Origin of the sequence: Streptococcus criceti HS-6, assembly GCF_000187975.2 — a bacterium.
Taxonomy (GTDB): domain Bacteria; phylum Bacillota; class Bacilli; order Lactobacillales; family Streptococcaceae; genus Streptococcus; species Streptococcus criceti.
On sequence record NZ_AEUV02000002.1, the window covers coordinates 1,246,328 to 1,268,388 of the forward strand.

At 42.1% G+C, this 22,061-nt stretch carries 19 protein-coding genes; 14 read left to right on the forward strand and 5 right to left on the reverse strand.

All coding sequences use genetic code 11. The features are described 5' to 3' along the window. Window positions 1-5 precede the first annotated feature (5 nt). Window positions 6-1,139 carry an ABC transporter ATP-binding protein gene (locus STRCR_RS05860; protein WP_004227706.1) on the forward strand — a complete coding sequence of 378 codons (1,134 nt, stop codon included), beginning with the start codon at window positions 6-8 and terminating at the stop codon, window positions 1,137-1,139. Window positions 1,140-1,701: 562 nt separating this feature from the next. Next, complete coding sequence (dexB, locus tag STRCR_RS05865; RefSeq protein ID WP_004226767.1) at window positions 1,702-3,315, forward strand: glucan 1,6-alpha-glucosidase DexB; 1,614 nt, start codon at window positions 1,702-1,704, stop codon at window positions 3,313-3,315. Window positions 3,316-3,635: 320 nt separating this feature from the next. Here dexB and STRCR_RS05875 read toward each other — a convergent pair whose 3' ends face one another. Next, window positions 3,636-4,400, reverse strand: coding sequence for a DeoR/GlpR family DNA-binding transcription regulator (locus STRCR_RS05875; protein ID WP_004225726.1), 765 nt, complete (start codon window positions 4,398-4,400; stop codon window positions 3,636-3,638). A 250-nt stretch (window positions 4,401-4,650) separates the two neighbouring features. Here STRCR_RS05875 and lacA point away from each other — a divergent pair, with 250 nt between their 5' ends. From lacA to STRCR_RS05920, 9 genes are all read left to right on the forward strand, one after another. Continuing rightward, the gene (lacA, locus tag STRCR_RS05880) at window positions 4,651-5,079 is read left to right on the forward strand and encodes a galactose-6-phosphate isomerase subunit LacA (RefSeq protein WP_004226261.1); all 429 of its coding nucleotides are present in this window, start codon (window positions 4,651-4,653) and stop codon (window positions 5,077-5,079) included. Window positions 5,080-5,109: 30 nt separating this feature from the next. Beyond that, the gene (gene lacB, locus STRCR_RS05885; protein WP_004228452.1) at window positions 5,110-5,625 is read left to right on the forward strand and encodes a galactose-6-phosphate isomerase subunit LacB; all 516 of its coding nucleotides are present in this window, start codon (window positions 5,110-5,112) and stop codon (window positions 5,623-5,625) included. A gap of 53 nt (window positions 5,626-5,678) precedes the next feature. After that, window positions 5,679-6,659, forward strand: coding sequence for a tagatose-bisphosphate aldolase (gene lacD / locus STRCR_RS05890; protein ID WP_004228613.1), 981 nt, complete (start codon window positions 5,679-5,681; stop codon window positions 6,657-6,659). A 276-nt stretch (window positions 6,660-6,935) separates the two neighbouring features. Next, on the forward strand, window positions 6,936-7,250 hold the full coding sequence (locus tag STRCR_RS05895; RefSeq protein ID WP_004227077.1) for a PTS lactose/cellobiose transporter subunit IIA: 315 nt from the start codon (window positions 6,936-6,938) through the stop codon (window positions 7,248-7,250). A 2-nt stretch (window positions 7,251-7,252) separates the two neighbouring features. Further along, window positions 7,253-8,959, forward strand: coding sequence for a lactose-specific PTS transporter subunit EIIC (locus STRCR_RS05900; protein ID WP_004229637.1), 1,707 nt, complete (start codon window positions 7,253-7,255; stop codon window positions 8,957-8,959). Between the two features lie 11 nt (window positions 8,960-8,970). Beyond that, window positions 8,971-10,380: a 6-phospho-beta-galactosidase gene (gene lacG / locus STRCR_RS05905; protein ID WP_004228572.1), complete on the forward strand. Its 1,410-nt coding sequence runs from the start codon at window positions 8,971-8,973 to the stop codon at window positions 10,378-10,380. 191 nt (window positions 10,381-10,571) lie between these two features. Then, window positions 10,572-11,468: an aldose 1-epimerase family protein gene (locus STRCR_RS05910; protein ID WP_004227272.1), complete on the forward strand. Its 897-nt coding sequence runs from the start codon at window positions 10,572-10,574 to the stop codon at window positions 11,466-11,468. A 16-nt stretch (window positions 11,469-11,484) separates the two neighbouring features. Beyond that, entirely contained in the window at window positions 11,485-11,754 is a 270-nt protein-coding gene (locus tag STRCR_RS05915; RefSeq protein ID WP_004226297.1) for a DUF3884 family protein, read from the forward strand. Window positions 11,755-12,045: 291 nt separating this feature from the next. Beyond that, window positions 12,046-12,765 carry a Sir2 family NAD-dependent protein deacetylase gene (locus tag STRCR_RS05920; protein WP_004229591.1) on the forward strand — a complete coding sequence of 240 codons (720 nt, stop codon included), beginning with the start codon at window positions 12,046-12,048 and terminating at the stop codon, window positions 12,763-12,765. Window positions 12,766-12,995: 230 nt separating this feature from the next. On the opposite strand, the gene STRCR_RS05925 is transcribed toward STRCR_RS05920, so the two are convergent. Together STRCR_RS05925 and STRCR_RS05930 are read right to left on the reverse strand one after the other, a co-directional pair. Then, a complete protein-coding gene (locus STRCR_RS05925) occupies window positions 12,996-13,394 on the reverse strand; it encodes a PaaI family thioesterase (protein WP_004228494.1) in 399 nt (132 codons plus the stop codon). Between the two features lie 410 nt (window positions 13,395-13,804). After that, window positions 13,805-14,275, reverse strand: a complete 471-nt coding sequence (locus STRCR_RS05930; RefSeq protein WP_004227270.1) for a DUF1694 domain-containing protein — start codon at window positions 14,273-14,275, stop codon at window positions 13,805-13,807. A gap of 200 nt (window positions 14,276-14,475) precedes the next feature. Here STRCR_RS05930 and eno point away from each other — a divergent pair, with 200 nt between their 5' ends. Then, complete coding sequence (gene eno / locus STRCR_RS05935; protein ID WP_004229431.1) at window positions 14,476-15,777, forward strand: surface-displayed alpha-enolase; 1,302 nt, start codon at window positions 14,476-14,478, stop codon at window positions 15,775-15,777. Between the two features lie 91 nt (window positions 15,778-15,868). Here the strand turns inward: eno and STRCR_RS05940 are convergent, their stop codons facing one another. Both STRCR_RS05940 and STRCR_RS05950 read right to left on the reverse strand, forming a co-directional pair. Beyond that, window positions 15,869-16,753: an AraC family transcriptional regulator gene (locus tag STRCR_RS05940; RefSeq protein WP_004228279.1), complete on the reverse strand. Its 885-nt coding sequence runs from the start codon at window positions 16,751-16,753 to the stop codon at window positions 15,869-15,871. Window positions 16,754-17,437: 684 nt separating this feature from the next. Next, on the reverse strand, window positions 17,438-18,646 hold the full coding sequence (locus tag STRCR_RS05950; protein WP_004229524.1) for an L-lactate MFS transporter: 1,209 nt from the start codon (window positions 18,644-18,646) through the stop codon (window positions 17,438-17,440). 236 nt (window positions 18,647-18,882) lie between these two features. On the opposite strand from STRCR_RS05950, the gene STRCR_RS05955 reads away from it, so the two are divergent. Together STRCR_RS05955 and STRCR_RS05960 are read left to right on the forward strand one after the other, a co-directional pair. Continuing rightward, window positions 18,883-19,479, forward strand: coding sequence for an NADPH-dependent FMN reductase (locus STRCR_RS05955; protein WP_004227953.1), 597 nt, complete (start codon window positions 18,883-18,885; stop codon window positions 19,477-19,479). 17 nt (window positions 19,480-19,496) lie between these two features. Next, the gene (locus tag STRCR_RS05960) at window positions 19,497-21,908 is read left to right on the forward strand and encodes a flavocytochrome c (RefSeq protein ID WP_004226554.1); all 2,412 of its coding nucleotides are present in this window, start codon (window positions 19,497-19,499) and stop codon (window positions 21,906-21,908) included. Window positions 21,909-22,061 lie beyond the last annotated feature (153 nt).

Sequence of the window (22,061 nt, forward strand, 5' to 3'; positions counted from 1 at the left end):
AGCCTATGGTAGAATTAAATTTAAACCACATTTATAAAAAATACCCTAATAGTAGTCACTATTCTGTAGAAGACTTTGACCTCTCCATCAAAGATAAGGAATTCATCGTCTTTGTCGGTCCTTCTGGCTGTGGTAAGTCGACAACTTTACGGATGGTGGCTGGCTTAGAAGATATCAGTAAGGGGAAGCTTAAAATTGATGGCAAAGTTGTCAATGATTTAGCTCCCAAGGACCGTGATATCGCCATGGTTTTTCAAAACTATGCCCTTTATCCCCATATGACAGTCTATGATAATATGGCCTTTGGTTTAAAATTACGGAAGTATTCCAAGGAAGATATTGATCAGCGGGTTAAAGAAGCCGCTCAAATTCTTGGCTTAACCGAGTTCCTTGAAAGGAAACCAGCTGACCTCTCTGGCGGTCAACGTCAACGGGTTGCTATGGGACGAGCTATCGTTCGTGATGCCAAAGTCTTCCTAATGGATGAGCCCCTATCCAATTTGGATGCCAAATTGCGAGTTTCCATGAGAGCCGAAATTGCCAAGCTGCATCGTCGGATCGGTTCCACAACTATCTATGTTACCCATGACCAAACCGAGGCTATGACCCTAGCCGATCGGATTGTCATCATGAGTTCGACTAAGAATAAAGATGGTTCAGGAACCATTGGTCGCGTTGAGCAAATCGGGACTCCTCAAGAACTTTACAACCAACCTGCTAATAAATTCGTGGCAGGCTTTATCGGTAGTCCTGCCATGAACTTCTTTGAAGTTACGGCTAAGAAAGACCGTCTAGTTGGGGAAGCAGGGTTTGAGATTGCCCTTCCTCAAGGTCAGGCTAAACTTTTAGAAACTAAAGGTTATTTGGGTAAAAAGCTTATTTTTGGTATTCGTCCAGAAGATATTTCCGCTAATCATATTGCCCTTGATACCTACTCGAACGCTATTGTGACAGCTGAAGTTCAGGTTTCTGAGTTACTAGGAGCTGAGACCATGCTCTATCTTAAACATGGAACTTATGAATTTTCATCACGGGTTGAAGCTCGTGACTTTCATGAGCCTGGTCAAGAAGTTAAGTTAGCCTTCAATGTGGCTAAGGGGCATTTCTTTGATAAAGAGACTGAAAAAGTCATCCGTTAAGTTTTATCCTAAGTTACTAAGCGTTTAGCTAGTTGATAAAAATAGTAATAGTATCCTAATCACTAAGAGTTAGGTTCTTATACTCGAAGACAACCAGACTAGACGATGAGCCATAGACAGTACTGAAGTGCAGAAAGGCGGGGTCAACGAAGTGGCATTGATTTTTAAAGAGTATTAGCAATTTTAATTCGACCATAAGAGAGTGGGACAAACAGCCATGATGGCTTCGCTCTCACCCACAAAACATTGTAATCTTTGAAGATTATGTATAAGAAGTCAATTTTTTATATAAATTGACTTCGTCGTCCCACCTCCGCACAGTTGATTAGGAAGGCCGCTAACATTGCGGAGTAGTTAAACAGTCCAGTGGACTGTTTAAGGGGACGCCTGAAAATAAGACAACGTCCCGGATCAGGACTCCCAACCACTGCGTCAAACTGTTATTACTGCAAAAATAGAAGTCTGGAATATTTTGTTCCCAGCCTCTTTATGGTTTATCTATTCTAAAGGGATATAATAACTTTGTGTAAAAACGATTTCTAAATAAAAGTGAGGAAGTGCTATGGAAAAGCATTGGTGGCATAAGGCAACGGTCTATCAGATTTATCCCAAATCTTTCAACGACTCAAATGGTGATGGTATTGGTGATTTACAAGGTATTATCAGCAAGTTGGATTACCTTCAAAAATTAGGAATTACAGCTATCTGGTTATCTCCAGTCTATCAGAGTCCAATGGATGACAATGGTTATGATATTTCAAATTATGAAGCTATCGCCGATATTTTTGGCGATATGGCAGATATGGAAGAGCTCTTGGATCAGGCTAAGCAACGGGGAATCAGGATTATCATGGATTTGGTGGTCAATCATACGTCTGACGAGCATGCTTGGTTTATTGAAGCTAAAGAAAATCCTAGTAGCCCAGAGCGGGACTTCTATATTTGGCGGGCTCAACCTAATGATTTGCAATCTATCTTTGGTGGCTCCGCCTGGCAATATGATGAAAAATCAGGTCAATATTATCTCCACTTTTTCAGTAAGAAACAGCCTGATTTGAATTGGGGAAATGACCAGCTCCGCCAGCAAATTTACGCCATGATGAATTTTTGGATTGACAAGGGTATCGGTGGTTTTCGCATGGATGTTATTGACATGATTGGGAAAATCCCTGATCAAGGTATTTCGACCAACGGTCCCAAGCTCCATGATTATCTAAAGGAAATGAATCGAGCTAGCTTTGGCGTCCATGATCTGATGACAGTTGGGGAAACTTGGGGAGCCAGCCCTGAAATTGCTAAACAGTACTCCAATCCCGAACATCATGAGCTTTCTATGGTCTTTCAATTTGAACATATCGGTCTGCAGCATAAGCTGGGGGCACCTAAATGGGATTATGAGAGGGAGCTCAATATTCCTGCTCTTAAAGAGATTTTTAATAAGTGGCAGACTGAGCTTGAACTGGGGCAGGGGTGGAATTCCTTATTTTGGAATAACCACGATCTTCCAAGGATTCTCTCTATCTGGGGTGATATTGGTATTTATCGGGAAAAATCTGCTAAGGCTCTGGCCATTCTCCTACATTTGATGCGAGGGACCCCTTACATCTACCAGGGGGAAGAAATCGGTATGACCAATTATCCTTTTACTGACCTTGAAGAAATCAATGATATTGAATCGCTCAATTTTGCCCAAGAGGCCTTGGAAGAAGGTCAGAATATGCCAGCGATCATGGACAGTATTCGGATGATTGGACGGGATAATGCCAGAACCCCAATGCAATGGACCAGATCGGAACAAGCCGGCTTTTCAGACACTCCTAACACTTGGCTGCCAGTTAATCCCAATTACCAAACTATTAATGTTGAAGCAGCTTTGGCAGATCCAGAATCAATCTTTTATACTTATCAGAAATTAATTAAACTTCGTAAGGATAATGAATGGCTAATTGATGCCAACTTTGAACTTCTGGAGACAGCGGATAAGATCTTTGCCTATAAGCGTGTCTTAGATCAAGATAGTTACCTTGTTGTAGCCAATCTATCAAATCAGGAGCAAGATTTTGCTTGGTCCAGCTCTTTTGAAGAGATCATTATTGCAAATACAGATATCCAAGGTGTTTTAACCAATAGGAGGCTTAGGCCCTGGGATGCTTTCTGCCTGAAGCTCAGTCATTAACCTAAAAGTAATAGTATGCAGACTAAGCGCTAAAAGTCCAACGGCTTATTGTCCAGCTAAACTTGAAGAAATACTTGAGTGCTAGTAAGCTAAAGGGGTCAGACCATGGCAATCCAAATAATGACATGGAAAGAGGTTGTTATCTTGCCTATCCTTGGTTTTCTTTGATCATAAAACACCTACTCGCTCGCATTTTTAGATATGAAAAGGCCATCAGGTTCAGTCCTGATGGTCTTTTTGCTTGCGGTTTTAAATGGGATTTTACAATGTTCCCCAAAGAGGCCCAAGTTGCTGGAGCTGGCTTTGTTTGCGTAAGAAAGCTACCCTTCGTTGGCTTTTAAAACACGGGTAAATTCCTCATATTCGTTTTTCTTGTCATTGCTCAGCTTTCCATCGGTGATAACATAATCAAAATCACTGGTTTTATAGAAGACAAAGAAGTCGTAGGAGTCAAACTTTTTGTAATCAATCAGGAGATATTTCTCAATGGATTTATTGAGGGCTAACTCTTGGATGGTACCTTCAGACTCGCTGTAGGTGGCTACCGTATCCTTGTAGACAGCATTGGCACTGATGAATGCCTTGGAAAAGACTAGACTTTCAATATTATTGCTGGCTAAGGACCCCACAAAAGCCCCAGTGATAGGTCGGTACTCACCACCAATCAGTAGGAGATCGACACTGTTACTATCCTTCAAAATATCAAAGATGGGCAGGCTGTTGGTAATAATCCTCAGCTTTCTGTCCACTAATTCTTGGGCCAAGAATTCTAAGGTTGTTCCTGGCCCGATAAAAATTGTTTCCCCATCTTGAATCCGCTTGGCAGTGTAAGAAGCGATTTGTTTCTTCTCAGCAACCTGCTGTGATTGCTTTTCCACATTTGTTTTTTCTTGACGATTTGATAAATTGATACTTTGAGCACCGCCGTGAATACGGATAAGGCGGTGCTCTTTTTCTAATTCGGCTAAATCACGGCGAACAGTCATATCAGAGACTTTAAGAGCATCCATAATTGCATTGACCGTAATGATAGATTGCTGGGATAACTGATCTAATATCCAATTTAAACGTTCTTTTTTAATCATTCCCTTGCTCCAGTCCTTTATTGTGATGACATTATATCATATTAAACAGACAAAAAACACATTTATAAACAAAAAGTTACGAAAAAATTTTTTTATAAAAATGATTGGAAAATAGTCCTAATCATTGATATGAAAGGGTTTACAAGAGTGTTTTAAAACAAACAAAATCAACCAACTTTTTCTTGACAAAAAGTTGGTTTTGGTTTATCATAATCTCGTAACAAACAAAAACAAACAAAGGAGAACGAAAATGGCTATTGTACTTGGTGCCGATAAGGCAGGAAATCATCTTAAAGAACTCGTAAAGGGCTATTTGCAAGAAAAAGGGTTTGAAGTCCTTGATGTGAGTGACGCTTCACAAGAGGATTTTGTTGATGTCACCCTAGCTGTGGCTAAGGAAGTCAATGCAGCAGAAGGTAACCTTGGCATTGTGATCGATGCTTATGGAGCTGGTCCTTTCATGGTAGCAACTAAAATCAAGGGCATGGTGGCTGCAGAAGTTTCTGATGAGCGCTCGGCCTATATGACAAGGGCGCACAATAATTCCCGCATCATTACCATGGGTGCTGAAATCGTCGGGGATGAGCTGGCTAAGAATATTGTTAAAGGCTTTGTTGAAGGGCACTATGATGGCGGCCGTCATCAAGTCCGCGTGGATATGCTTAATAAGATGTGCTAAGAGAAGTAGCTTGAACTGGAGGATGTAAAAATGAAAATTGCTATTGGTTGTGACCATATTGTAACGGATGATAAAATGGCTGTCTCAGAATTCTTGAAATCAAAAGGCCATGAAGTACTTGATTTTGGAACCTATGATCATGTTCGAACCCACTATCCTATCTTCGGGAAAAAGGTCGGTGAAGCTGTTGTCAGCGGCCAAGCTGATCTTGGTGTTTGTATTTGCGGTACTGGTGTCGGTATTAATAATGCGGTCAATAAGGTGCCGGGCGTTCGTTCAGCCTTGGTACGGGATATGACGTCTGCTCTTTATGCTAAAGAGCAACTCAATGCTAATGTTATTGGTTTTGGTGGCATGATTACTGGTGGACTTTTGATGAACGATATCATTGACGCATTTATCAATGCTGAATACAAAGCAACCCCAGAAAATGACAAATTGATTGCTAAGATTGCCCATGTAGAAACATCAAATGCTGATCAATCGGATCCAGACTTTTTCAAGGAATTCCTTGATAAGTGGGACCGCGGTGAATACCACGATTAAGCTCAGATGTTACGTTACAATAGAAAACTTGAAGATAGTAGTGAGGAAGCAAAATGGTATTAACAGAACAAAAACGCAACTACATGGAAAAATTGAGTGATGAAAATGGCATCATTTCAGCCCTAGCCTTTGACCAGCGGGGGGCCCTCAAACGTTTGATGGCTGAGCACCAAGATACAGAGCCCACTGTTGCTCAAATGGAAGAACTGAAAGTTTTGGTGGCAGAAGAATTGACCCCTTATGCCTCATCCATGCTTTTGGATCCAGAATATGGTTTGCCAGCGACAAAGGTTTTGGATAAAAATGCTGGTCTCCTCTTGGCCTACGAAAAGACCGGCTACGATACTACCAGCACGAAACGCCTGCCAGACTGTTTGGACGTCTGGTCAGCCAAACGCTTGAAGGAGCAAGGAGCGGATGCGGTTAAGTTCTTACTCTACTACGATGTGGATAGCAGCGAGGATCTCAATCAGCAAAAACAAGCCTATATCGAACGAGTTGGTTCTGAATGTGTAGCTGAAGATATTCCTTTCTTCTTGGAAATTTTGGCCTACGATGAAAAGATTGCGGACGCTAAGGGTGCAGAATTTGCTAAGGTGAAACCGCACAAAGTTTTGGGAGCCATGAAGGTCTTCTCAGATCCACGTTTTAACATTGATGTATTAAAGGTTGAAGTCCCAGTTAATATGAATTATGTTGAAGGATTTGGTGATGGAGAGATTGTTTATAGTAAGGCAGAAGCTGCTGAATTCTTTAAACAACAAGAGCAAGCAACTAATCTTCCTTATATCTATTTGAGTGCGGGTGTGTCAGCCCAACTCTTCCAAGATACTTTAGTTTTTGCTCATGAGTCGGGAGCTAATTTCAATGGTGTTCTCTGCGGTCGTGCCACTTGGGCAGGCAGTGTTAAAGATTATATTGAAAATGGCGAGCAAGCCGCTCGTGAATGGCTGCGAACCACTGGCTTTAAAAATATTGACGACCTTAATAAGGTCCTGCAAAAAACAGCCACTTCTTGGAAAACTAAAGCTTAAGAGTGATGGCTTTCTCCGCTCTCTTTGCGTGTAAATACGGAGAGTTGCTCGAAAATTGCTGATCTCCTGCTATATCTATATATGTAAAAACTTTGAAAATATCATGAAAAGTAAGGGTTTACATTTTTCCTTGTTTATGTTAATATGAAAACATAATTGAATAGGGTAGATCGTAACTAAACAAACTAGGCGAGACTACAAATGAATCAAGGAACAGTGAATTTCTTTGGTTTGTTTGTGGTCTCTTTTTGTTTGGAATTAGAAAGGAGGAAAACCATGAATAGAGAAGAAACAACCTTATTAGGTTTTGAAATTGTTGCCTACGCTGGAGACGCTCGTTCGAAATTATTAGAGGCTTTGAAAGCAGCCCAATCTGGTGACTATGAAAAGACAGAAAGTCTCATTGCGGAAGCAGATGCTTGTTTAGTCGATGCGCATAATGCTCAAACAAGTTTGCTCCAAAAAGAAGCGTCAGGTGATGATGTTGCTTTTAGCGTCACTTTGATGCACGGTCAGGACCACCTGATGACAACAATGGTTATTAAGGATTTGATTAACCATATCGTAGAACTTTATAAGAGAGGAAATTAATTATGAATGCCTTAATTGCTCAAATTGAAAAGGGAAAACCTTTCTTTGAGAAGGTGTCTCGAAATATCTACCTGCGGGCTATTCGTGATGGTTTTATTTCAGCCATGCCGGTTATCTTGTTTTCGAGTATCTTCCTCTTGATTGCCTATGTCCCAAATATTTTTGGGTTTATCTGGCCGAAAACTATTGAAAATGGTTTGATGACCCCTTACAACTATACCATGGGGATTATTGGCTTCTTAGTAGCTGGAACAACAGCCAAGTCTTTGACAGATTCTATGAATCGCCGCTTAGAAAGCACCAATCAAATTAATTTTATCTCAACCATGCTGGCATCAATGGCTGGCTTCCTAATCATGGCAGCTGATCCCGCTAAGGAAGGCGGCTTCCTCAGTGCTTTTATGGGAACTAAGGGGCTCTTGACCGCCTTTATTGCAGCTTTTATCACTGTTAATGTCTATAAATTCTGTGTCAAACACAATGTGACGATTCGGATGCCTGAGGAGGTTCCGCCAAATATCTCCCAAGTTTTTAAAGATATTTTCCCTTTTGCCTTCTCTATTATTATTCTTTATGCTATCCAATTGGTTGTGCACGCCACTATTGGTGTTAATGTAGCAGAATCAATCGGAACCCTTTTGGCTCCGTTATTCTCAGCTGCGGATGGCTATATTGGTATTACCATTATCTTTGGTGCCTATGCTCTTTTCTGGTTTGTGGGGATTCATGGCCCATCCATCGTTGAACCCGCGATTGCAGCGATTACTTATGCCAATGTTGAAACCAATTATCAATTATTGCAAGCTGGCCAACATGCTGATAAGGTTATCACATCAGGAACGCAGATGTTTATCGCTACTATGGGTGGTACAGGGGCAACTCTGGTTGTGCCTTTCATGTTCATGTGGCTGACGAAGTCCAAACGGAACAAGGCCATTGGGCGTGCTTCGGTTGTGCCAACGTTCTTTGGGGTTAATGAACCGATTTTGTTCGGTGCCCCAATCGTCTTGAATCCTGTTTTCTTTATTCCATTTGTTCTGACTCCGATTGTTAATGTCTGGTGTTTCAAGTTCTTTGTTGATACGCTTGGCATGAATAGCTTTAGTGTCAATTTACCTTGGACGACCCCTGGACCTTTGGGAATTGTTATGGGGACTGGCTTTGGTATTCTATCATTTGCCTTAGCTGCTCTCTTGATTGTAGTTGATGTCGCTATTTACTATCCATTCGTTAAGGTTTATGATGAACAAATTCTGGCTGAAGAAGCAGCCGGTGGTGACGCTGCCGATTCTCTTAAAGAAAAAGTTGCTGCTAACTTTGATACTAAAAAGGCCGATGCCATTCTTGAAAATTCAGATGCGAAAGCTGATGCAGAAAGTAGCAGTATCCAAGAAGAAACCAACGTTCTGGTCCTGTGTGCCGGTGGCGGTACCAGCGGTCTCTTAGCTAATGCCCTTAATAAGGCAGCGGCAGAATACGGAGCACCTGTTAAGGCAGCTGCTGGCAGCTACGGTGCTCACCGAGAAATCCTGCCACAATATCAATTAGTTATTTTAGCACCGCAAGTGGCCTCTAACTACGATGATATGAAGGCTGAAACAGACAAACTTGGTATTAAATTAGCTAAGACTGAGGGTGCTCAATACATCAAGCTGACACGTGATGGTCAGGGAGCCTTGGCATTTGTTGAAGAGCAATTTAAAGATTGAGAGGTCATAAGATGACTAAAACATTACCAAAAGACTTCATCTTTGGTGGCGCAACCGCTGCTTATCAGGCAGAAGGTGTCACCAAAGGAGAAGGCAAGGGTCCTGTTGCTTGGGACAAATATCTGGAAGATAATTATTGGTACACCGCAGAACCTGCCAGCGATTTTTATCATAAATACCCCGTTGATTTAAAATTGGCTGAAGAATTTGGCGTCAATGGTATTCGTATCTCTATTGCTTGGTCGCGGATTTTCCCAGCAGGCTTTGGCGATGTTAATCCTAAAGGCGTTGAGTTCTATCACAAGCTCTTTGCCGAATGTCACAAGCGTCATGTTGAACCCTTTGTGACTCTGCACCATTTTGATACCCCAGCAGCTCTCCATGCTAATGGAGATTTCCTCAACCGGGAAAATATGGATCACTTTGTTGATTATGCAAAATTCTGTTTTAAAGAGTTTCCAGAAGTTAACTACTGGACAACCTTCAATGAAATTGGCCCCATTGGTGACGGTCAGTATCTGGTAGGAAAATTCCCGCCGGGCATTAAATACGATTTGGCTAAAGTTTTCCAATCTCATCACAATATGATGGTATCTCATGCCCGTGCGGTGAAAGCCTTTAAAGACGGCGGTTACTCTGGTGAAATTGGCGTGGTTCATGCTCTTCCAACTAAGTACCCTTACGATCCGTCGAATCCTGCTGATGTGCGTGCTGCGGAACTAGAAGATATCATCCACAATAAATTTATCCTTGATGCCACTTATTTAGGGGAATATTCGGATAAAACCATGGAAGGAGTCAACCATATCTTAGCTGTCAACGGCGGAGAACTGGACCTGCGCGATGACGATTTTGCAGCTCTTAAGGCTGCAAAGGATCTGAATGACTTCTTGGGCATTAATTACTATATGAGCGATTGGATGCAGGCTTTTGATGGCGAAACGGAAATTATTCATAATGGTAGAGGCGAAAAAGGCAGTTCTAAATACCAAATTAAAGGTGTCGGCCGCAGAGAAGCGCCAACCCATATTCCAAAAACAGATTGGGATTGGATTATTTACCCACAGGGACTGTACGATCAGATCATGCGCGTGAAAAGAGACTATCCTAATTATAAGAAGATCTATATCACCGAAAATGGTCTTGGTTACAAAGATGAATTTATCGATCATACTGTTTATGATGACGCACGGATTGACTATGTCAAAAAGCACTTAGAGGTTCTTACAGATGCCATTGCTGATGGTGCCAATGTCAAAGGCTACTTCATCTGGTCCTTGATGGATGTTTTCTCATGGTCTAATGGCTATGAGAAACGCTACGGTCTTTTCTATGTTGACTTTGATACGCAGGAGCGCTATCCTAAAAAGAGCGCTTACTGGTATAAAAAGTTAGCTCAAACTCAGGAAATTGATGAATAATTAGTATACTTTATTAACTTTCTAACTTGTAACTTTCAAATATTTCTCCATTTATTAATTGAAATCTCCACCTAATTCATTAAAATCCCTTTTCTCAATTTCAGAAAAGACCGTAGCGAGGCAAGAGTCACAATGTTTAATTGAGACTCTTGTCTTGTTTTGATTTAAAATATAAACTAAGTGAGGACATCATGACGATTACATTAAAAAATGATAAATTGGCAGTTCAATTATCAGAATTTGGTGCTGCTCTGACATCGATCAAGGATAAAGATGGGATTGAGTATTTATGGCAGGGGAATCCTGAGTATTGGAGTTCCCAAGCTCCGGTACTCTTCCCTATCTGTGGCAGTTTGCGAATGAATTGGACTGTGTATAGACCAGCGGATCGTCCGCATTTTACAGGTAGTATTCCTAGGCACGGATTAGTACGTAAGGAATATTTTACGGTGGATAATATCTCTGAGGATTCTGTTACCTTTTCGATAAGGCCAACAGAAAAAATACTGAGAGCTTATCCTTATCATTTTCATTTGAGCATTACGTACCGTTTATCAGGTAAAAGAATTCAGACGACCTATCAGGTAACTAATGAAGAGACAGACAAAACTTTACCCTACTTTATTGGCGGTCACCCAGGGTTTAATTGCCCCTTGCTGGAAACGGATAAGTATGAAGATTACTATCTTGAATTCGAACAAGAAGAAACATGCTCAATTCCGCGGTCATTCCCGAATACAGGACTGTTAGATCTTAATGATCGGCTCCCGTTTTTGGAGCAGCAGAAGAGGCTTAATTTGGATTATCGTCTATTCTCCCGTGATGCACTGACGCTGGATCGACTTCAGTCTCGCAGTGTCACTTTATGTTCTCGTAAACATCACAAAGGCGTTCGATTAGATTTTCCGGATTTTCCTTATCTGGTGCTCTGGTCTACTGTCAACCAAAGTCCTTTCATCGCTCTTGAACCGTGGAGCGGACTATCAACATCCTTAGACGAGTCTGATTATTTTGAGGATAAGCGCAATGTTAGTTTGGTTGAGCCCAAGCAAACTGATTGCAAGTCATTCAGCATTAGTATCCTTTAGAAAGTAGGTACCTATTATGTTAGAATCTTTAAAAGTTTTGCGAAATAAATCTATAGCAGCTGCCTTTGAAATAGTTTACCTGATTACTTTTAAAGATAAGTCTCATATTCCTCAAGTGACCAAGGAAATCAAATCCCTTGCCAAATGGTATATTACCAGCGGTGAGGAGTGGTACTGCCATTCCGATGATTCTCTAGAAGAGTTTAAGAAAAAATTTCTAACCCTAACGAGTCTAACTGAAGAACAGGTAATCTTTAGCCAAGACCATCTTCCCTTTTCAAAATGATAAAAAGAGAGTGTGGGTTAAAAAGGTCTGGGAGACGGTTTTTATCGGGAAATAGAGCTTGCAACGCAAGTGTCAAAAACGGTCTCTTCCTAAGACCGTTTTTGACACTTTAAAATCAGGATGTGGTGAGACTCAAAATTTTCCATTTTTAGGTTGATCTCACTCTCTTTTAAAGCTATTCATTGGCGATATCTGAGATATATTCCATAGCCCTTTAAGTGTGACTGTGGCTTGAAAACACTAAGGTTTTCGTTTCGTAGTATAATAAAGTTAAAAGATAAGGAGGCAGCTATGAACCAAAAAGACCTCGAAAACCGCATCCAGTTAGCTCAGAACCCTATCGTTGTCACGGGTGCAGGTGTCTCGACTCTATCTGGAGTCCCTGACTATACCACCATGAAGGGAACGAAGCTCAAGGGACGCTACTTCCAAGCCCGTGAAATTTTATCACGTCCCTTTTTCCAAGCTTATCCTAGAGAGTTTTGGCAGTGGCATAAGCAACAATTTTTACAAAGACTGGAGCCCAACAAGGTTCACCGTTGGATAGCTAAGCAGGCAGTTCCTGTCCTGACACAAAATATTGATGGGCTTCACCGTCAGGCTGGTTCAAAGGATATTATTGAATTTCATGGCAAGGCCGACATAGGGATTTGTCAAAGCTGTTTTCAGGAAATTGATTTGCGGGATGATCAAGCTATCATGAAACATGCCCACACTTTGCTAACCAGCGATCCTCTAGCTATTCTAGCGGATCACGTCGACACGGCAATTGTCCTCTATGGTGATGCCATTGATCCCGACAATTTAGCCTTGGCAGCTCGTTGGACTCAGCTCAGTGATCTTATCATTGTTATTGGGTCAACTTTGGAAGTCTACCCTTTGGCAGGCTTAGTTCTGCAGCAAGATCCTGCAAAAATTATTTGGCTGGATAAGGAAAAAAATGAGGTGGCAAGGAGCCACCCCGATATCCCATTTATTCAGGAAGATTTTAGAGATTTTTTTGAAGATTAGACTTGTTCGAAAACTAAGGCATTTCATAACTGGTAATGCCACAAATCAACTTAGCTTAACCATTTTAAATGTTTGGAATAAAATTTAGGAACTGTCGTATGCGGCTTTCATGAGCTTATACCAGTTTTGGTTACCGAACAAGTCTATTAATAGTAGGAGCGCTTAAAAGGCGCTTTTTTAGTCAGATAGTACGTCCTATTCTCAAACTGACTGTGGTTGGTCACACATTCCTACTGGATTGTTTCTTCCTTATGCTGGCCAGTTACGTACATGGTAAAACTAGCCTTGGCTACGAGTTCCCTATCTTGATTATTGATGGTGACATCGATGACTTTGGTGGTTCTACCATCGTGGGTGCAGCTACCTTCAATAGTCAGCTTGTCCCCTAAATTCCCTGGCTTGATGTAGTTGATGCTTGATTGGAGGGTCACGGCATCAGAACCAGTTGAAATGGCTGTTAAGCCACTAATTTGATCACAGAGGGTAAAGAGGTAGCCTCCGTGGGCCTGACCGTAGTAGTTGAGGGATGACTGGACAATGTCACTGGTCACGACCACATGACCATAGTCAAAGCTGTCTAGTTGGTGATTTTCAAAGGCCTTGATTTCGTGGATGTAATTCTCTTTCATTTTTCGATCCTCTTTGTTTTAGAAGAAGAGTCTGAGACGACAGTTCAGACTCGATAGCATTGTTCTAGATTTACCGGATTGACGCAGTGGCCTTGGGGTAATAGGCCTTCCCCCTGTACAATTCATTAGGTGCTTTAGCACCAATGAATCCCTGCTGTTTGGGTGTCTTGGGGCATAGTCCCATTTTCAGGCGCTCCCTTAAACGGGTCCACTGGACTGTTTAACTACCATACAAGTGATAGGCCAAGCAGTCTTATTTGAGAAAACCAAGATCAACTGTGCGGAGGTGGGATTGAAATGCTCCAGCGGACTTTGGCAGTCTGGGGATAGCCTGCCGCCTAAAAATAGGAAAGTGGCAGAGGCCTGAGCCTTAAAACAAAGGAATGAGGAAAATCAAAATCGTGATTTTATCACGATTTACTGATTTTTGTCCCACTCTCAAACAATTTTTTCCAAAAACTCTTTTTTTCAGTGGCTGGTTCAGCGACCGTTTCAAAAAACTGGGAATAGAGCTTGAAGATATCAGTTTCTTCTCGATTGACAGCCTTGTCGGTATGAACGATCAGGTCGAAAGCATGCTCGCCTTTTTCATTAACATTGGTAAAGCTGACTCCAGCCTCTTGAGCCATTTTCATGTAGATGACTTGATTGGTCTGAGTTAGATTGGAGCAGGATTTGACCTTGATGGCAGAATAGTTTTTCTTGAGGTCTTCCAAGATTTTTGGAAAAGCCGCTTTGACATCATCCCGATTGCCCATATTTTTATCAATCGTAAGCAGAACACGTTCGCGAAAAGTGCCGATGTATTGACGCTGTTCGTCTGGCTTTAACCTAGTTTCACCAGAAGCAGCTGTCATTAATTTCTTTTCTAAATTATCCATAGTGTACCTCGTTACCTTATTTTATCATAAGATAGAAAATAAAGGCTAGAGATGGCTAAAACGATAAGGAAAAAGAAGCTTAGAAATTTTTTCAAAATTAAAAAAATAATGATGGTAGTTTCAGTTCTCGTTTGCTAATTGACGAAGTTTGTGTTACTATTGTGATGTAAAAAATTTAAACTCATAAGGAGAGTATTGTAATGTCAATTATTACTGATGTTTACGCACGCGAAGTCCTTGACTCACGCGGTAACCCAACACTTGAAGTAGAAGTTTATACTGAATCAGGTGCTTTCGGACGTGGTATGGTTCCTTCAGGAGCTTCTACTGGTGAACACGAAGCGGTTGAACTTCGTGACGGTGACAAATCTCGTTACGGCGGTCTTGGCACTCAAAAAGCTGTTGACAACGTAAACAACATCATCGCAGAAGCTATCATCGGTTACGATGTACGCGACCAACAAGCAATCGACCGTGCAATGATCGCTCTTGATGGTACTCCAAACAAAGGTAAATTGGGTGCAAATGCTATCCTTGGTGTGTCTATCGCTGCAGCACGCGCAGCTGCTGACTACCTTGAAATCCCACTTTACAGCTACCTTGGTGGATTCAACACTAAAGTTCTTCCAACTCCAATGATGAATATCGTCAATGGTGGTTCTCACTCTGACGCTCCAATCGCTTTCCAAGAATTCATGATTATGCCTGTTGGTGCACCAACATTCAAGGAAGGTCTTCGTTGGGGTGCTGAAGTATTCCATGCTTTGAAGAAAATCCTTAAAGAACGTGGTCTTGAAACTGCTGTTGGTGATGAAGGTGGATTTGCCCCTCGTTTCGACGGTATTGAAGATGGTGTTGAAACTATCCTTAAGGCTATTGAAACTGCCGGTTACGAAGCTGGTGAAAACGGAATCATGCTCGGTTTCGACTGTGCTTCATCAGAATTCTACGAAGATGGCGTTTACGACTACACTAAATTCGAGGGTGAAACTGGTGCTAAGCGTACTGCCGCTGAACAAATCGATTACATCGAAGAATTGGTAAACAAATATCCAATCATCACAATTGAAGATGCTATGGATGAAAACGACTGGGACGGTTGGAAAGCTCTTACTGAACGTCTTGGTAATCGTGTTCAATTGGTTGGTGACGACTTCTTCGTTACAAACACTGACTACCTTGCACGTGGTATCAAAGAAGGTGCTGCTAACTCAATCCTTATCAAGGTTAACCAAATCGGTACTTTGACTGAAACATTCGAAGCTATCGAAATGGCTAAAGAAGCTGGTTACACTGCAGTTGTATCACACCGTTCAGGTGAAACAGAAGATTCTACAATCGCTGACATCGCAGTTGCAACTAACGCTGGTCAAATCAAGACAGGTTCATTGTCACGTACAGACCGCATGGCTAAATACAACCAATTGCTTCGTATCGAAGATCAACTTGGTGAAGTTGCTCAATACAAAGGAATCAACTCATTCTACAACCTTAAAAAATAAGGTTTTAGTGGAGTACTGATAAAAGCTACTAGGTTTTTCTAGTAGCTTTTTTGTGATCTTTTAGAAGGAGAGCTTTGACTAAATTAGAAGATTACTTCCGCAAAGATCCTTTTGTAAACTCTTGTCGATACTGTCTGGGTGTTAGCTTATAATATTTCTTAAACTGGCGATTAAAATTGGATTGGTTGGCGAAACCGACCTGACTAGTGATATCTTGGATCGAGTGGTTAGTTTGCAGGAGTAGTTCGCAGGCTCTATTGAGTCTTACTTGGAGGATAAACTCAAGGCAGCTGCTGCCTGTGTGCTGTTTAAAGATGCTCATGAAGTGGGTGCGGCTATAGCCAAAGTAGTCAGCTAAAAAGGAGATGGTCAGATGTTCGGCGTAATGCTCATTAATATAGTCAATCAATTCTTTGAGCTTTTGATAGTTCTGATAAGTGTTATCTGTATAATGACGATTAATATAGCGATATTTAAAGAGTAGATAGAGCAGTTCGTGACACTTGGACTTTAAGAGCATATCAAAATAAAGAGACTGCTGGCTGACTAATTCAAAGATCTCAAATAAACAATCTTTAATAGCTTGGTAGCCGATCATACTGGGTTGAATACGGGGAGTTAGTTTAAAATGGCCATTGTGCAGGGGCTGTAAGTAGCGCTGGCTGTATTTATCAATAATGGAACGACCGAGATTGTCCAGATGAATGCTAAAGGTATCGCTAATCAATTCTTGCTCGCTTGCTGGTTGAATGGAGTGCATAGCATTGGGTTGAATCAGCATAATGGCTCCAGTTTGACAGTCAAAGGCTTCATCGTTGATGTGGTAGATGCCTTTGCCCATGCTGATGTAAGAAATTTCAAGTTCGGGATGCCAGTGATACATGATTTCTGGTTGTCCATAGACTAAGTGAGTCTGATAAAATTCATAAGGAAAGCCAGATGGATCATCTCTAATATAAGAAGGAGCCTGCATCATAATTACCTCATTCTAATCAATTTTGTAAGCTCATTATAACATAGGCTTTGAGAAGCCGTGCCTCTGTTTGAGACTGAAGCATCAAGGGTAAGACAAGACCGCTTTCGGGTAAAAAAGGGGTGGTGGAGTCAACTCAAAAATTGAAAATTTTGGTTCTCACCACGTTCTGGTTTTAAAGTGGTGACCTAAAACGGTCTCTCCTCAGGCCGCTTTTGACACTTGCTTTGCAAGCTTTACTTCCCGATTAACAAGGTCTCTCAGACCTTGTTAACCCACCCCCGTATATCTCGAAAGGTTTGAAGGCCTTTTGAGATTGGAAATAAGAGGAACGATAATCATCACATTCTTTTTTCCGTTTTAACCTTGTGGCAAAACGAAAACCAACCAGCAGTAGTTCATTGAGGCTGGAAAAAAGTATTCCAGCTTTCTATTTTTTGCAGTAATAACAGTTTGACACAGTGGTTGGGAGTCCTTATTTTGGGGTGCAGTTCCATTTTCAAGCACCCCCTTAAACAGTCCACTGGACTGTTTAACTACTCCGCAATTGCTAGCGGCCATCTTTTCCACTAATGAACTGTGGTAAGGCTTCTTGGCCTAGCCAACAAGTCTTACTCCCAACCACTGCACCAAGAGTTTATTCCAAAACAGGGATACTGGACGAGTTTTCCCCAGACTCCGTTAATATTAGGCATTTTTCTGGCTCAACGTCTTATAGACTAGGTTCAGAGCTAAACCGACCAAGGCTAAGATAATTGCTGCATAGAAGGCATAGCTGTAGTTGCCGTGGTTGGACATCGCCATTTTCACTGCAAGTCGAGGAGCAAAGAAGGCTGCTAAGGAGTAGCCAGTAAATACGATACCATAATTAGTGCCTTGATTGATTGGTCCATAGTTTTCCATAACGATAGACGGGAATACCCCCATGACACCGCCAAAACAGATACCTAGGCCAATGATACCGATAGCAAAGGCAGCTTGGCCGGGAAGTAGGGCCAAAACTAGGAGGGCCAAAGCTACAACAGAATAGATAATAGTCAGGGTCTTGCTTCGGCCGAGCCTATCGGAGATGGTTCCCCAGATAAAGCGGCCGCTAGAGTTACTGATAGAATACAAGCTAACATAAAGGGCAGCAGTTCCTGCTGATAGGCCGAACATGGATTGTCCAATAGTTGCTGCTTGCGAAGCAATCATAAGACCAGAGAATGAGCCGACGAAAAACATAGAGATAACAGTGTAGAAGATTGGTGATTTTAGCATGCCAATCCAATTGATGTTAGAGGAAACAGTTTTCTTTTGAGCGGGTGGATTCCAGCCTTCAGGTTTGTAACCTGCTGGTGCTGCCTTGATGAAGAAACTAGCAATAAGGACAACAATAATATAGACCAGTCCGAGGAGGCGGAAAGCAAATTTAGCATCATAAGCCTGAATCAAATGACTAGCAATTGGGGAAGCAATGACAGCTGCAAAGCCCATACCAGCTGTTAGAATACCCGAGGCTAAACCACGCCGATCGGGGAAGAAGCGTAAGGTATTGCTGAGAGCGCCGGAATAGGCGAAACCTTGACCGAGTCCAGCCATAAGGCCATAAGTGAGGTAAAGCATGGTTGGACTAGTGGCGAAGCCACTGAGGCAAAAGCCAACTGAAAAGAGAAGAGCCCCTAAGGAAATGGTCCACTTAACATAACCCTTATCAACTAGGTAACCACCTAAAATCATCGGAATAGGACCGATGGCACTGTTTAAGGTGAAGGCCAGCATAATCTGGGGCATGGTCCAACCGGTCTGTTTGCTGAGTGGTCCGGCAAAGATACTAAAGGCATAGATTGCTCCTGTACAAAGTAAGATAGCAGTAGAGGCCGCTATGGTGTACCATCGATTGGTAGTTTTTGTCATGGTAATAGTCCTTTCTGAAACTTTGTTTGTGTTTTCACAAAGACTATACTATCTTTTGGAAACGCTGTCAATGCTATTTAACAAAAAAATGAATAAAAATTAAGAAATATCGACAAAAGCAATACTATTATCTGAAAAATAGATACTATGACATTAATTTTCAAGAGATAGCGTTTACAAAAAAATAGGAGAGTAGTACAATGAGGGGGAACCAATAATGTGAAAGAGGTAACAAAATGAAATTAGTTGCGATTGTTGGGACCAATTCGACCCGTTCAACTAACCGGAAACTCTTGAAGTTTATGGCTAGGCATTTTGCCAACCAAGCTGACATTGAAATCCTAGAAATTCAGGATTTACCAGCCTTTAATGAACCCGAAGATAAGCAAGTTCCTCAAGCTGTGGCTGACTTTAATGAGAAGATTGTAGATGCACAAGGTGTGATTATTGCGACTCCGGAATACGACCACACTATTCCGGCACCGCTCTCAAGTGCCTTGGAATGGATTGCTTACACCAGCCGCCCTTTGATTAATAAGCCAACGATGATTGTCGGAGCTTCACTTGGGCTTCTGGGGACTTCTCGGGCGCAGGCCCACCTGCGGCAAATCTTGGATGCTCCAGAATTAAAGGCTAGGGTTATGCCTGGAAATGAATTCTTATTAGGACACTCCGAGCAGGTTCTAACCGATGATAACCAGCTAAATAATCCTGAGAAAGTTTCCGAACTGGACGATTGCTTTGCGGAATTTCAAGACTTTGTTAATCTAACCAACCAGTTAGTCAAGGAAGCTGATACAAAGCGTAAACAAGCCTTTGCTTGGGAAGTATAAGGCGGGGAGGAATTATTATGAAATTAGTTGCTATTACAGGGACCAATGCTAAGCATTCCTACAATCGGTTGCTATTGCAGTTTATGGCTAAGCATTTTGCTAGTAAAGCCGAGATTGAAATCTTGGACATTGATCAAGTTCCCATGTTTAATGAAACCGATGATCAGACAGATTCACCTGTCATCCAAAATTTTAATCAGAAGATTACTGAGGCTGAAGGAGTTATTATTGCTACACCTGAGCATAATCATACCATTCCTTCCAGTTTGAACAGTTTGCTTGAATGGCTGTCTTTTAATATTCATCCGCTTGATGGCAAACCAATTATGATTGTTGGAGCTTCCTATTCCGAGCAGGGGTCTTCACGGGCCCAGCTGCATTTGCGGCAGATTTTGGATGCTCCTGGTGTTAATGCGACCGTTATGCCTGGAAATGAATTTTTGCTAGGCTTTGCCCATAAAGCTTTTGATGATAAGGGGAATATCAAGGATCAAAAGACAGTGGACTTTTTGGAAAGCTGTTTCTATCGTTTTGTCCGCTTTGTCGGCATCGCTAACCAGCTCAATGAGCCCGAAGACGTTCATTTTGAGCCTGGTGAATACGAGGTTACGACAGAAGGCCATAATGGTCCTCTGCCTGTGACGGTTACCTTGTCTGATGACAGGATTGAAAAGATTGATATTGACAGTTCAGGCGAAACTTCCGGTATTTCTGATATTGTCTTTACCCGTATTCCAAATGAAATTATTGAAGGGCAAACCCTTAATGTAGATGCTGTTTCTGGGGCTTCCGTAACCTCTAATGGTGTTCTTGATGGTGTAGCCCGAGCCGTTCGGCTAGCTGGCGGTAATCCTGATACATTGAAGAAGCGGCCTAAAGCTCCGTCCGCCTTGGATAAAGAAGACAAGGAATTTACCACCGATGTTTTGGTTGTTGGCGGTGGTGGTGCTGGCCTTTCTGCCGCAGCTACTATCCTGCAAAAAGGTAAATCCGTTGTCCTTCTAGAAAAATTCCCAGCCTTGGGCGGAAATACAGTTCGGGCTGGCGGTCCTATGAATGCTCCGGATCCTGACTGGCAAAAGACCTTTGCGGCTAATCCTGGCGAAGCCCATAATTTGGAAGAGTTGATTTCCATGGATTTATCAACAATTGATCCAGAATATCGTGACGATTTCCGAGCACTCCAAGAGCAAGTCGAAGCCTATCTTAAAGATCCAAGCTTTCTTTTTGACTCTCAATTGCTCTATCGTATCCAAACCTATCTAGGTGGTAAACGAACTGACCTCAAGGGTAATGAAATTCATGGTAATTATGATTTGGTGAAAATCTTGACCGAACATGCCTTGGATTCGGTTCACTGGCTGGAAAATGTCGGGGTCGAATTTGATCACAGTGATGTAACTATGCCGGTGGGGGCTATCTGGCGCCGCGGTCATAAGCCTAAAACGCCAATGGGCTATGCCTATATTTCCGTCCTTGACGACTATGTTCGTAAGGCAGGAGGAACTATTCTGACGGATACTCCTGTTAAGGAATTGCTTGTTGAAGATGGTCACATCCAAGGAGCAATTGCAGAAGGCCGCAACGGTCAAATTATCACAGTTTATGCTAAGGCTGTGATTCTGGCTTCAGGCGGTTTCGGTGCTAACACTAAGATGTTGCAGAAATACAACACTTATTGGACAGAAATTGACGATGACATCAGGACGTCCAACTCACCAGCTATCACAGGAGATGGCATTCTCCTTGGGCAAAGTGTCGGAGCTGATCTTGTGGGTATGGGCTTCACTCAAATGATGCCTGTATCAGATCCAGAAACCGGAGCCCTTTTTTCAGGTCTGCAGGTACCACCTGCAAACTTTATCATGGTTAATAAGGAAGGTAAGCGTTTCGTTGATGAATATGGTAGTCGTGATAAGTTGTCACAAGCGGCTATTGATAATGGCGGGCTTTTCTATCTGATTGCGGATGATAATATCAAACAAACAGCCTACAATACTAGTGACGAAAAAATCGAGGCACAGGTAGCAGCAGGTACGCTTTATCGCGCTGATACTCTAGAAGAATTAGCAGAGAAAATTAATGTTGATCCAAGGGTCTTTGTCCAAACTATCACTGATTATAATTCTTATGTTGATGCGGGTTATGATCCTGAATTCAATAAGGGAGCCTTTGACCTCAAGGTTGAAAAAGCGCCTTTCTATGCGACTCCGCGTAAGCCGGCAGTTCACCATACCATGGGCGGCCTAAAGATTGATACACAAGCCCATGTTATCAGCCAACAAGGCCGTATTATCTCGGGACTCTATGCAGCAGGAGAAGTCGCTGGCGGTCTTCATGCCGGTAACCGTCTGGGTGGCAACTCCTTGACTGATATCTTTACCTTCGGCCGAATTGCTGGTCAAACTGCGGTTGATGAGTGGTGTTAAAACAGTATAAGATATTAAGAGGCTGGAAAACAAACTTGTCTGGTGATCCTGTTTTGGGATAAGCTCTTGGCGCAGTAGGTGGGAGCAAGACTTGTTGGCTAGGCCAAGAAGTCTTGCTCCCTGCACAAGTTCATTAGTGGAAAAGATGGCTGC

Excerpts from the sequence above, each read along its gene's own strand:
- STRCR_RS05860 (WP_004227706.1), top strand. The coding sequence starts at position 6 with ATGGTAGAATTAAATTTAAACCACATTTATAAAAAATACCCTAATAGT.
- dexB (WP_004226767.1), top strand. The coding sequence starts at position 1,702 with ATGGAAAAGCATTGGTGGCATAAGGCAACGGTCTATCAGATTTATCCC.
- STRCR_RS05875 (WP_004225726.1), bottom strand. The coding sequence starts at position 4,400 with ATGATTAAAAAAGAACGTTTAAATTGGATATTAGATCAGTTATCCCAG.
- lacA (WP_004226261.1), top strand. The coding sequence starts at position 4,651 with ATGGCTATTGTACTTGGTGCCGATAAGGCAGGAAATCATCTTAAAGAA.
- lacB (WP_004228452.1), top strand. The coding sequence starts at position 5,110 with ATGAAAATTGCTATTGGTTGTGACCATATTGTAACGGATGATAAAATG.
- lacD (WP_004228613.1), top strand. The coding sequence starts at position 5,679 with ATGGTATTAACAGAACAAAAACGCAACTACATGGAAAAATTGAGTGAT.
- STRCR_RS05895 (WP_004227077.1), top strand. The coding sequence starts at position 6,936 with ATGAATAGAGAAGAAACAACCTTATTAGGTTTTGAAATTGTTGCCTAC.
- STRCR_RS05900 (WP_004229637.1), top strand. The coding sequence starts at position 7,253 with ATGAATGCCTTAATTGCTCAAATTGAAAAGGGAAAACCTTTCTTTGAG.
- lacG (WP_004228572.1), top strand. The coding sequence starts at position 8,971 with ATGACTAAAACATTACCAAAAGACTTCATCTTTGGTGGCGCAACCGCT.
- STRCR_RS05910 (WP_004227272.1), top strand. The coding sequence starts at position 10,572 with ATGACGATTACATTAAAAAATGATAAATTGGCAGTTCAATTATCAGAA.
- STRCR_RS05915 (WP_004226297.1), top strand. The coding sequence starts at position 11,485 with ATGTTAGAATCTTTAAAAGTTTTGCGAAATAAATCTATAGCAGCTGCC.
- STRCR_RS05920 (WP_004229591.1), top strand. The coding sequence starts at position 12,046 with ATGAACCAAAAAGACCTCGAAAACCGCATCCAGTTAGCTCAGAACCCT.
- STRCR_RS05925 (WP_004228494.1), bottom strand. The coding sequence starts at position 13,394 with ATGAAAGAGAATTACATCCACGAAATCAAGGCCTTTGAAAATCACCAA.
- STRCR_RS05930 (WP_004227270.1), bottom strand. The coding sequence starts at position 14,275 with ATGGATAATTTAGAAAAGAAATTAATGACAGCTGCTTCTGGTGAAACT.
- eno (WP_004229431.1), top strand. The coding sequence starts at position 14,476 with ATGTCAATTATTACTGATGTTTACGCACGCGAAGTCCTTGACTCACGC.
- STRCR_RS05940 (WP_004228279.1), bottom strand. The coding sequence starts at position 16,753 with ATGATGCAGGCTCCTTCTTATATTAGAGATGATCCATCTGGCTTTCCT.
- STRCR_RS05950 (WP_004229524.1), bottom strand. The coding sequence starts at position 18,646 with ATGACAAAAACTACCAATCGATGGTACACCATAGCGGCCTCTACTGCT.
- STRCR_RS05955 (WP_004227953.1), top strand. The coding sequence starts at position 18,883 with ATGAAATTAGTTGCGATTGTTGGGACCAATTCGACCCGTTCAACTAAC.
- STRCR_RS05960 (WP_004226554.1), top strand. The coding sequence starts at position 19,497 with ATGAAATTAGTTGCTATTACAGGGACCAATGCTAAGCATTCCTACAAT.